Source organism: bacterium, assembly GCA_022616075.1.
Lineage (GTDB): Bacteria > Acidobacteriota > HRBIN11 > JAKEFK01 > JAKEFK01 > JAKEFK01.
This window is the reverse complement of record JAKEFK010000255.1, coordinates 1-11,099: the sequence shown is the minus strand read 5'-3', so window position 1 is coordinate 11,099 and position 11,099 is coordinate 1. Positions and strand designations below refer to the sequence as shown.

At 50.0% G+C, this 11,099-nt stretch carries 9 protein-coding genes; 7 read left to right on the top strand and 2 right to left on the bottom strand.

All coding sequences use genetic code 11. The features are described from left to right. A partial coding sequence (locus L0156_21125) for an EamA family transporter (protein ID MCI0605494.1) occupies positions 1–769 on the top strand: 769 nt, incomplete at its 5' end. After that, a complete protein-coding gene (locus L0156_21120) occupies positions 766–2,142 on the top strand; it encodes a M20/M25/M40 family metallo-hydrolase (protein MCI0605493.1) in 1,377 nt (458 codons plus the stop codon). The genes L0156_21125 and L0156_21120, both read left to right, overlap by 4 nt. Before the next feature lie 121 nt (positions 2,143–2,263). On the opposite strand, the gene L0156_21115 is transcribed toward L0156_21120, so the two are convergent. Together L0156_21115 and L0156_21110 are read right to left on the bottom strand one after the other, a co-directional pair. Continuing rightward, the gene (locus L0156_21115; GenBank protein MCI0605492.1) at positions 2,264–2,896 is read right to left on the bottom strand and encodes a BON domain-containing protein; all 633 of its coding nucleotides are present in this window, start codon (positions 2,894–2,896) and stop codon (positions 2,264–2,266) included. Positions 2,897–3,136: 240 nt separating this feature from the next. Beyond that, a complete protein-coding gene (locus L0156_21110; protein ID MCI0605491.1) occupies positions 3,137–3,670 on the bottom strand; it encodes a redoxin domain-containing protein in 534 nt (177 codons plus the stop codon). A gap of 37 nt (positions 3,671–3,707) precedes the next feature. On the opposite strand from L0156_21110, the gene L0156_21105 reads away from it, so the two are divergent. From L0156_21105 to L0156_21085, 5 genes are all read left to right on the top strand, one after another. Next, complete coding sequence (locus tag L0156_21105) at positions 3,708–4,505, top strand: AraC family transcriptional regulator (GenBank protein ID MCI0605490.1); 798 nt, start codon at positions 3,708–3,710, stop codon at positions 4,503–4,505. 149 nt (positions 4,506–4,654) lie between these two features. Further along, entirely contained in the window at positions 4,655–6,682 is a 2,028-nt protein-coding gene (locus L0156_21100; GenBank protein ID MCI0605489.1) for a hypothetical protein, read from the top strand. A 273-nt stretch (positions 6,683–6,955) separates the two neighbouring features. Then, complete coding sequence (locus L0156_21095; GenBank protein MCI0605488.1) at positions 6,956–8,173, top strand: hypothetical protein; 1,218 nt, start codon at positions 6,956–6,958, stop codon at positions 8,171–8,173. Between the two features lie 11 nt (positions 8,174–8,184). Further along, a complete protein-coding gene (locus tag L0156_21090; protein ID MCI0605487.1) occupies positions 8,185–9,831 on the top strand; it encodes a hypothetical protein in 1,647 nt (548 codons plus the stop codon). 58 nt (positions 9,832–9,889) lie between these two features. Continuing rightward, complete coding sequence (locus L0156_21085; protein MCI0605486.1) at positions 9,890–11,038, top strand: metallophosphoesterase; 1,149 nt, start codon at positions 9,890–9,892, stop codon at positions 11,036–11,038. The last annotated feature ends 61 nt before the right edge of the window (positions 11,039–11,099 follow it).

The following is an 11,099-nucleotide window of genomic DNA, read 5'->3' as shown; positions in this document are numbered from 1 at the left end:
TTGGATCCGTATAGCCAGCGCTGCAGCACTCTTCGCTCTGTGGCGTCGACCGTGGAGGAGCCTCTCCAGGCAATCCCGTTCGCAACTGTGCAATTTGTTCGCGCTGGGGGTAACGCTCGGCCTCATGAATGTGTGCTTCTACCAGGCTATCAGCCGACTGCCGCTCAGCACGGTAAGTGCAATCGAATTTATCGGACCGATTTTTCTGGCAACCTTCGGTGCCCGGACGTTCCGTAATATTGTTGCCTCAATGCTAGCAGCAGGCGGCGGTTGGATACTGACAGGAATCGGGTTCGGCGGTGAGCCGCTCGGCTATCTTTTCGCCTTTGCCAATTGCGCGTTCTTCGTATTATACGTGGTGCTTGGGCATCGAATTGCCCAGGGTGGGGGCGCAGCAGGAATTGACCGCCTGGGAATGGCTATGCTGATTGCCTTGATCACGGTGATTCCTATAGGTATCACGGGCGCCCTTCCTGCATTCCAGCATCCGCGCCTTTTGCTGGCGGGCATAGGTGTCGGAATCTGTTCTTCTGTGATTCCCTACGTTTGCGATCAATTGGCCATGGCACGACTTCCGCGCGCGACATTCTCGTTATTTCTAGCGTTACTTCCTGCTTTCGCCGTAGTGATAGGGACCCTCTTGCTGCGTCAGACGCCGACTGTCTATGAGATACTCGGCATTCTACTGGTCACCGGAGGTGTGGCATTGCATAGACAAAGTGAATCAAATGATTTAACTGACCTTGAAGGAGAAACAAAAAGAATATGAAACCCGGCAAGAAAATCGGAGTAAACCATGCTCATCGGAAACGTAAAAGTGATTCCGTCCGGTTGCCGGCGCCGCGAGTGAAGATCGAAGAGTACCGGAAGAGGAGCGCCCGTATCATCGGATCAGCACTTGTTAATGATATGGCGTATCGTCGTCTGGAATGGTTGACCGATCGCATTGGCGACCGGCTTAGCGGTTCCGTGTCGCTTGAGCGCGCCATTGATTGGGCTATCACCGAGATGAAGCGAGACGGGCTGGATCATGTGCGCGCCGAAAAGGTGATGGTGCCGCATTGGGTTCGCGGACAGGAAAGCCTGAATCTAATATCACCTGTGAATCACGAACTCGCCATGCTGGGTCTTGGCAACAGCGTAGGAACTATACCCGGTGGTATCAAAGCTGAGGCAATTGTTGTGAGAAGCTTCGACGAGTTGGACGCTCTTGGCAAGAAAGTGCGGGGGAAGATCGTTGTCTATAATGCTCCGTTCACCAACTATGGTGAATCGGTTCGGTATCGAATCAATGGGCCATCACGCGCGGCAAAGTACGGTGCTGTTGCGACGCTCACCAGGTCGATCGCTCCTGTCAGTCTGCAGACGCTTCATGCAGGATCCTTGGAATATGCAAAAGATCAGCCGAAAATCCCCGCAGCGGCGGTGACCATTGAATGCGCGGAGCTCCTGGGGCGGATGCAGAAACGCCGCGAAGACCTTCATCTCCATCTTATAATGGGCGCAAAATTTCTACCCGATGCCGAGTCGGCGAACGTTATTGGAGAAATCGAAGGCCGCGAAAAACCAGGGGAAGTACTCCTGATCGGAGGACACATCGACTCCTGGGACGTAGGCTCGGGTGCCCATGATGATGGCGGAGGATGTATCGTTGCCTGGGAAACCGTCCGGTTGCTCAAAGTGCTTGGACTTCGGCCGCGACGCACGATTCGCTCCGTTTTCTTTACGAACGAAGAGAACGGTGTGCGCGGCGGCAACGCCTATCGCGATACGCACAGGGCGGAGCTCAAGAACCATATCCTTGCTATCGAGTCCGACTTCGGAGTCTTTCGCCCGCTAGGTTTCGGTCTTTCGAAAACAGCTTCGCTTCAGGCGCGTTCGGACTTTACTGAAATCAGCAAACTTCTGAGTGGCCTCCGCGCCGATCACATCGCAGCCGACGGACATGGTGTCGATATCGAACCCATTATGCGTGAGGGCGTAACAGGCGCCTCGCTCGATGTGGATACTACGCACTATTTTGACATACACCACACGGAGGCTGACACATTCGACAAGATTGATCCGCAGGAGCTCGCCGCTTGCGTCGCCGTTCTCGCTGTCATGTCCTATGTCGTTGCGGACATGCCTGAGCGATTGTGAAAAATAGAGAGAAACTTGAAAATCATTCGAAAGTGACCTGACAGCACGGTCAGCATCCTCCGCCGTGATCTTGACGCAAGGGCGCGATTGCTCGCGCCTCCACGATTTCCGCTCCGAAATGCTATTTTTCTTTGCCTTTCGTTGCGCCGGTCAATTCCGGTTCGTGAAACCTGGTCCCGCCCCGGATTTCGTTCAATAGATCACGCACGCCGAAAGTGCATTCGGTGATGTCTTCCACCAATCGCTTGGCGAAACGATCATCGACAGTACCTCTTAAAGTGACTTCGCCATCCCTTACAACCACTTCGAGATCTGTAGCATCGAGGTCCGGTGTCATCGCTAAACGCTTGCAGATTTCGTCGCGGATCAGTTCATCGGATCTTTTGTAGTTTCTGGGAGGACGCCCGAAAGCGCGGCTGGCGAAGCGAACCGGCTGGCTTTGCTGCGCGACGCCTTCATATGGTTGTCCCCAGTAGGACTGAGCATTAGGAAGAGCAGGATGAAACGTCGGGTGGAATTGTGGAATTTGAGGATTCAATTGGAATGTTGGATAGGGTGATAACTGTTGCATGTACGGATTCTGCTGGATCTGTTGAACTGGCTGTTGCAATTGACGGAGTTGTGAGAGCCAATAAGGCTCACCATAGAGATTGGATTGGACAAATCCGGGTTCTGCGAATCGAGGTGACCAGAAGCGCTCTTCCATTCTGGCTCTTTCGATGTCTTCGATGTTGCGGTCATATTTACTAAGCATTTTTTCCCTCCAAGTTGCTTTTTGATCGTTGAAAAGACGACGGGCGTCTTTGGTTTCGATCAGATTTTTTTTAGTTAGGGGAGTCGACAGCGAAAGCGCCGTCGATCCAGGTTAAATCTTAGTTGTTTGTGAGCAGGTTTTTTGAGCCAACATCATCTCAAGCTAAATCATCTCAAACACGAATACTAAGCCTTCACAGCGCGGAATGCCAGACCAAAATGAAACTTTTTTTAAAAAAAATTATCGTTGCGAAATTAGTTCTTCAATTCTCTTCTTGATCACGCCGACATCTTCTTTGCTATAAACGCCTCCCGGGTGAATGAATCGAATCACTCCTTTTTTGTCAATCAAAAAGCTGACAGATGTGTAATCTGCGGCAGAAACGCGATCCAACCAGAATCTCTTGAGCGTAGCCCAATCGTCATCGACAGCAACCGGGAAGGAGAAACCGTAGTCTTTAACGTATTGCTGAACAAGCCTGGTGCCGGTTGGCCGGGGTTCCGGCTTTGGCGTGTACATTCCGATTACGACCAGGCCTTGACCCTTGTATGTTTCATGGAGCTCATTTAAGTGTGGAGCGGAGGCGCGACAGAAAGGACAGGTCGAATCCATAAAGAAACGAATGAAAATGACCTTTCCTCGCAGTTGGGACAGCTGAAGTGGACCGGAATTGATCCATCGATCATTGCTCCATTCAGGCGCGCTTGTCCCAATCAGACTTTCCGCGGAAAACGCGAAGAACATTGCGCAGATCAAGGTGCTTAGTAAAAACACTTTTAACTCCTTAACTCTTAATATAGACTAAATCTAAATGCATATTCAGCGCGGAGAGCTTCACGGGCAGGTGGTTCGACAGGCGGATCTTACGCACTTTCTGCTGACGGAAACGCGGTACGAACCGGACCTGCATTTGCCTGTCCATGGTCACAATTCCAGCTACGTTTCATTTGTTTTGCAGGGAGCGTATGAAGAGATCCATCATCAGCAAGTAGAGGATTGTTCCACGGGCAGCGTGATATTTCATCCGGCTGATGAAATTCACTCGAACAATTTTCAGTCGATCGGGAGTCGTTGTCTCAATCTGCATCTCAATTTCGACGAGTCGGTTATGGATGTCGATTTGAGCAGGAGGAAACATAACAGGAATCGATCGGCTGCGGGATTGACTACCAGAATATATCGCGAGCTTTGCGACCCTGATCCGGTATCGGAGTTGATTCTGGACGGCCTTGCATTTGAATTGCTGGGGGAAACATTGCGAATTGACCACGGGAGTATGAGAATCCCGGCCTGGCTAAATCAAATCGAAGACTTCATCCATACTTCATTTCATGAAAATCTCACGATCGCAATTCTGGCCGCAGAAGCGGGCGTTCATCCGGTTCACCTTTCTCGAACCTTCCGCAGATTTTATCGCTGCACGGCGGGTGAATATTTGCGTTCTGTCAGGATTGATTTTGCTTGCCAGAAACTCCGTACAACGAACCTTGAAATCGCCGAAGTGGCTTTGCGATCCGGTTTTTCGGATCAGAGCGCATTCGCCAAAGCCTTTAAGCATGTCACCCAATGCACCCCAGGTCGTTTCCGCAAAATGTTTCGGTCAAGATAAACTAACCGCCCCGCCAAGAACGCCAAGTCTTTGAATTTATGTTTCATCTGTTGGTTTTTGGCGACCTTGGCGCCTTGGCGGTTAGTTTTAACCAAAATTGTTTTTTTCGAACAAGAATTCTTTCTTGCTCATCCGCCAAAATCGATTTCATGAATCTCCTGCCTGTCGCCATTTTTCTAATCCCTGTTCTTACACTGGCAGCTACACCTGAATACAAACTCGAAATCAAAATTTCTCCCGATCAGAAAATCATGACGGTACAGGGAGAAATGAAATTTCCACCTCGACACGAAACACAGCGCGAGCTGAGCTTTGCTTTGAGTGAATTGATTGAGGATTTTCAAGTGCAGCTCCTTCAGCCATTCCCTGAAACGAAGCCGGAAGTTAAAAAGACTCTCCGGGAGTGGTCCCGGCCCGGCTGGGGACAAAACACATGGACAATCACTCCCCAGAAAGAGATTCCGGCTAACGCTCTTGTCGTAATGCGTTTTAGCTATACGTATACCGGAGACAAAACTCGCTTCATCTTTTCCGGATCGGCCCGGTCTTTTTTTGCGGCCGGGATTGGCTGTGCATGGTACCCGCAATTGGAAGAATCACCGCGAACCGATGACGGAATCAGATTGAAGGGTCTGCGCGGTACCGGAACCATGAGATTTCTATTGCCTGATGGTTGGACAGTCTACTCTCCCGGAATAAAAACGAACGTCAAAGGGAAGATTGATTTCAAGATTGAGGAGCCGGTTTTCTTTTCCTTTGCCGCAGCGAAATATTCCGTTTTACAAACCACAGACCCGATGAAGGTTGCCTTGTATGAGCTGCACCCACGCGGAGAACGGATGATCCATTATTTGAAACAGGCCGCGCGCGTGCTTGAAGTCCTTTCGGAAGAATTTGCGGACTATCAGTTCCCTGATTTTGCGATCGCGGAAGTTCCTCCGGATGAGGCGAATAACGCGGGTTTTGCCGGAGCGAGTCTTGAAGGATTCATGCTTGCGACAACCGATTTTCTGGATCAAGAATTCAACACGGCCTACTACGGACATGAAATCGGTCATCAATGGTGGGGAGGTCTTGTGCGGCCGGAAGGTCCGGAAGGGCGCTGGCTCTTAACAGAAGCCATGGCGCAATACGGTTCTTTGCGAGCAGTGGAGCTTCTGGATGGACCTGACAGAGCGGAACTCTACAGACGCCGGGGTTATCCTGGTTATCTGCAGGATCAATCAGGGTTCGGATATCTTATGCTTGCAGCTGCCGGACTGGATCAGGCTCTCACTAAACTTCCCGCGGATGGAACTCTGCCGCGCTGGCTTGCCGATTCAAAAGGATTCATCGTGTGGGACATGCTTTCCCGGCAGCTCGAACGCGAAAAATTCAGCAAGGTTTTGAAAGCAATTATCGACAAATATCAAGGTGGAAGAATTCATTGGAAAAAATTTGTGGAAGAGACAGAAAACGTGTCAGGCGAAAAACTCGCGTGGTTTTTTGAGCAATGGTTTGATCGGACTGCAATCCCTGATTGGAAATCGGAATGGCGACAGGAGAATCGGGGGCTGATGCTTCAACTTTCTCAGAAGTCTCCTTATTTTCGGATGACCCTGGATCTCCTAATCGTCGGTAAAAACGGTGAACAGCTGAATCAAACAATAACAGTGAGTCAGCAAAATCAAAACTGGAGTTTAGATGTTCCCTTTGCTGTCGATTCAGTGACCATTGATCCGGACTTTCAACTCCTCCATTGGACAGAAGAGTATCGAAAAGAAGCAGATGCGCTTGTTCCTTTTACGCGCGCTTTGATTCAGCAGAATGACGGAAATCAGCAAGAAGCAATCAAGCTATATAAGGAAGGAATCGAAAAAGCGCCGGACCGGGATCCCTATGGTTTGAGATTCCTCCTGCACTTCGGACTTTCTCAAGTCCTCTTCGATCAAAGTCGATGGCAGGATTCCAGGACGCATCTTGAAATTGCACTACGTTCGACCGTACGGCGCCCGGAACGGCTTCCCTGGGCATATCTTCAGCTGGCAGAAATCGGGGATAAACAAGAAAATGCTGAACTCGTTTGTTCGGCATTGCAATCTGTGATCTCAGCCGACCGGTCGGCGACCGAAAAAACGGGCGCCTCCGAACATGTTGCCCGGTTGAGCCTGAAATACAATTGTTCAGCGGCACAATGATTGAAGCTTACTGGAGAATCTCTAATTTAGTTTCTACGTAGCTCATAATCTCGGTTTCGGACAGATCGGCATTTTTGTCCTGATCGATCTTTCTTTGAGAGAAAGCGAGAAAGAGCAGAAAAGTAAAAAGGATTGATTCCATCCAAACCATCGAGAGGGTGGCGGATTGCGTTGTATCATCCACCTCATTGTATCTGATAGGGGTAAATCTTACGGGGTTGATTGAAAGCAGATCAATGTTAAAATTGCAAAATCCTAGTAGAAGGAGCCTGCATGAAACAGACATCGAAACACCGAGGAAGCTTGATTGGATTCATTTTGGTCATCACCCTCTTTTTGTCCGCAAATGTTTTTGCGGAAACACGGGCCGCGCAGCTTGCCGCGAAGCAGGCTGAAAAAGCAAAAGTGCTGGAACCATATAAGCCAACGAAGGCGGAAAAGTGGATCAGCAATCTCGAAAAGAGCTTTGCCGGAACAGCCACAGGTTTTTACCCGTATTTTGGCAGCGCTTATGCGGGCGGCGGTTTCGCTCTTGGAGCGGGTTACCGGAATGTCTTCGGAGATACTGGCGGCTACCATTTTCACGGCGCGTATTCGATTCGTGGTTATAAAATGTTCGATGCGGGACTCCGGCTTCCTGCGTTTGCGTCAGGGCGGATGAAAACAACGGTGAATGCTCATTATGTTGACGCGGATGAAGTTGCATTTTTCGGTATAGGCAATGAAACGGATGAGGATGATGAGGCCGCCTATTCCTTTACTCCCCTTACCTTCGGAGTCACAGAAGAGATCTATCTCACGCGTGAACTCCATGTGGGAGGCGGCATCTCCTATGAAAGCTATGAAACAGATACAGGCAACTCCGCTCGAGTTCCCTCACTAGAAGATGTATTTTTGGTACCCGACGAGGCGCCAGGCTTTCGTCAGGATTTTAAATACATTACCGGCACTGCGTTTGCTGAGTTTGATTGGAGAGAGTCTCCAGGATACACAACGAGCGGCGGTTTATATCGCGTGGATTGGACCCACTACAAGGATCGCGAGGACGGAGATTTCGATTTCAGACGAACCGATATCACGTTGATTCAACATGTTCCGATTCTTCGCGGGAATCAAGGGCTTGCTTTCCGCGCTCTCATATCCACCACCGGCTTTGTCGGTGACACTCAATTTATTCCTTTCTTTCTACTCCCCAAATTAGGAGGAGGTTCGGAGCTTCGCGGCTTCCGCGACTTCCGTTTTCGGGATAATCACCGGATGTTGCTGACCGGTGAGTATCGGTGGAGACCATCCAAGTTTATGGATATGGCCATTTTCTATGAAGTTGGAAAAGTTGGGGTAGAAAGAGAAGATCTGGATTTCGAAGATTTGCACTCCAGCTATGGAATCGGTGCCCGTTTCCACGGACCAAATTTATCAGCTCTCCGCCTTGAACTCGCTCGCAGTACGGAAGGCATGCGGATCATCATTAGCGGCGGAGCAGCATTTTGAAGGAGGCAATCATGAGAAAGCAACTTTTTATTTTTATCCTTTTCAGTTTTCTTTTAGCGGTAGCATCTGTCAATGCGGAACCAAAATTCTACTCTGACGATCCGGTCTGGGAGGAAGTGGATACGCAGGATGCTTCAGGCGTGCAAGAGTGGGACATCAATCTGGTTTACGATTTGACTGTAAATCTATTTACAAAGCCTGGTGATAAAACTCCAAATGTTCGGGCGCAGAATATAAATACTGTGGATGAAGTGCCAGATTCCAGCTGGTTCACTAACCGGATCGGCAAGAAAACGCTCACAGCTCAGGATGTCGCAAAGGGCCCGGACACCACGAATGGTCCTGCATCCGGCACATGGCTGATCGTGTCCGGCAAAAATGATGGCGTGACTCCGGGATTTACAATCGAAGACCGGACGGGAATTAAGTGGTTCATCAAACCTGATCCTCCAAAGTATCTGGCAATGGCGACAGGCACTGAAGTCGCCGTTACAAAGCTATTTTGGGCTCTCGGGTTCAACGTTCCCGAGACGCACATTGCGAGCATGCGAGTCGAGGATTTGCAAATCGCAGAAGACGCAACCGTCAAGACACCCTCGGGCAAACGACGCAAAATGAATAAGGGTGATGTGAACAACATGTTACGCCGCGCCGCTCGAAATACCGACGGTTCTTATCGCGTCATCGCGAGCAAAGCGCTCGAAGGCAAACCGCTCGGTGGATTCAGGTTGCACGATACACGACCTGATGATCCCAATGATGTGATTTTGCATGAACACCGCAGGGAATTGCGTGGATATTTTGTTTTTGCGGCATGGACAAATCACGTGGATATCAAAGCGTTGCAATCTCTCGACACACTCATCAAAGGCGATGGTAAGTCCTATGTCAGGCATCATCTGCTCGATTTCAGCTCCGCTTTAGGAAGTGGCAGTATCAAACCACGTGAATACTGGGAAGGCTATGAGTATTTGGTGGAGAAAAAGGGACACATCGGAGCGGACATTGTCACGTTTGGTTTTCTGATTGAGCCTTACAGAACTGCTCCTTTCTTCAAATCGCGCGCCGCAGGACGGTTCCCGAAAAACAATGCGGATTGGAATCCTGATGAATGGTATTCGCGCGCGCCCAATGCAGCGTTTCTTCGCGCGCGTCCTGACGATAAATTTTGGGCGGCGCGCAAGGTGGTTGCTTTTACAGATGAGATGATCCGCGCTGCAATTACGTCTGGTCAGTTCAACGATCAGGCATCGGAAGACTTTCTGGTGAGCGCGCTCATCGAAAGACGCAATGCGATTGGCCGAACCTACTTGAATGCTATTAATCCGGTCATCGATCCGGCCCTTTCCAGCGATGGTGTGCTTACCTTCGGGAATGCGGCCGTGGATACCGGGTTCGGAAAAGCTCCGCAGTCGTATCAAGCTGTTTGGCACAAGTTTGACAACAATACGGGGAAGACTGACAAGATCGGTGGAGCCACCGGCGCTGAAAATAAGCTGCAGGCCCCCGCGGGGTTGCCGCAGGAAGCAGGCGCTTTTGTGAAGGTAGAAATCAGCGCAACTTCTGCGGAGAATGAATCCTGGAAAGAGCCTGTCAGCGCGTTTTTCAAACGCACTGATTCCGGCTGGCAACTGGTCGGCTTCGAACGCATGCAATAGACAGCAAAAACTTAATTCTTTGTGCATCTTTGCGCTCAGAGCACGATAATACAGGTGCATGAGCACCCGTTTTCTAGCTTTCATCTCGATCGTAACGGGCATTCTTTGCATTCTTGCGTTCTACACAGGAACGCGGTTCATCCGCTGGTCCAGTTGGGCATCTGATCATCGCGGAGTTGTCTGGCTGATTCTGGCTCTGTTCGTGTTTCTTCAACTTCTTGGTCCCTTTCTGTACAGACTTCATCCAGATCATTCCGGGCGAGGCTTTGTTTTGCATTGGATTACCTACACAACACTGGGTTTGTTTGCTTCACTGTTCTTCTACACGTTTGCTGTTGACCTTTTCCTGAGCGTCTGGAAATTGTTTCGACCGGATCATGCCGTTGATTTGCAGCGAAGAGGATTTCTCGCAGTTGTCGCGATGACACTCGGTTCAGTTGTGATTGGTGTCAGTCAGGCCGTACGAGGTCCCAAAATATTCGAAGTCGATATTCCTATTGAGAACCTGCCTGAAGAGCTTGAGGGCTTTAGAATCGCTCAAATCTCGGATCTGCATGTGGGGCCTACAATCGGACGTAAATACACCGAACAGGTGGTGCAGATGGTCAATGGCCTTTCTCCGGACATAATCGCACTCACCGGAGATTTTGTGGATGGTTCGGTGGCGCGGTTGCGGAGCGCTTTGGAACCGATTGCAACGTTGCGGGCCAAACATGGAACATTCTTTGTTACCGGAAACCACGAATACTACTGGGGCGTTCGCGAATGGCTTGAGGAGTTTCGAAAATTGGGCGCGCGAATTCTTTTAAACGAACACGTTGTGATCAACGAACAGGGAAAAGAACTGGTGATTGCAGGAGTTACGGATCTCTCAGCAGGACATATGCTTCCCGGGCATGAATCGAACCCGAAAAAATCTCTCGAAGGCGCCCCCGATCAAGGAATCAAAATTCTTCTCGCTCACCAGCCTGCCACGTACAAAGATGCGTACGATGCAGGATTTCATTTGCAACTTTCCGGTCACACACATGGCGGACAATTCTTTCCATGGAACCTTGTTGTGAAACTTGCACAACGTTATTACAAAGGTTTGAACAAACATGAAAAGATGTGGGTCTACGTGAACCGTGGCGCCGGTTACTGGGGACCACCTCATCGCTTTACCGTCCCCGCTGAAATCTCTCTTCTAAAGTTAGTGCGGGCTTGAACACAAAGTAGTGCGGGCGTCCCGCCTGCACTGCCGCCGCAGGCTTCGCAGACGAGACGTC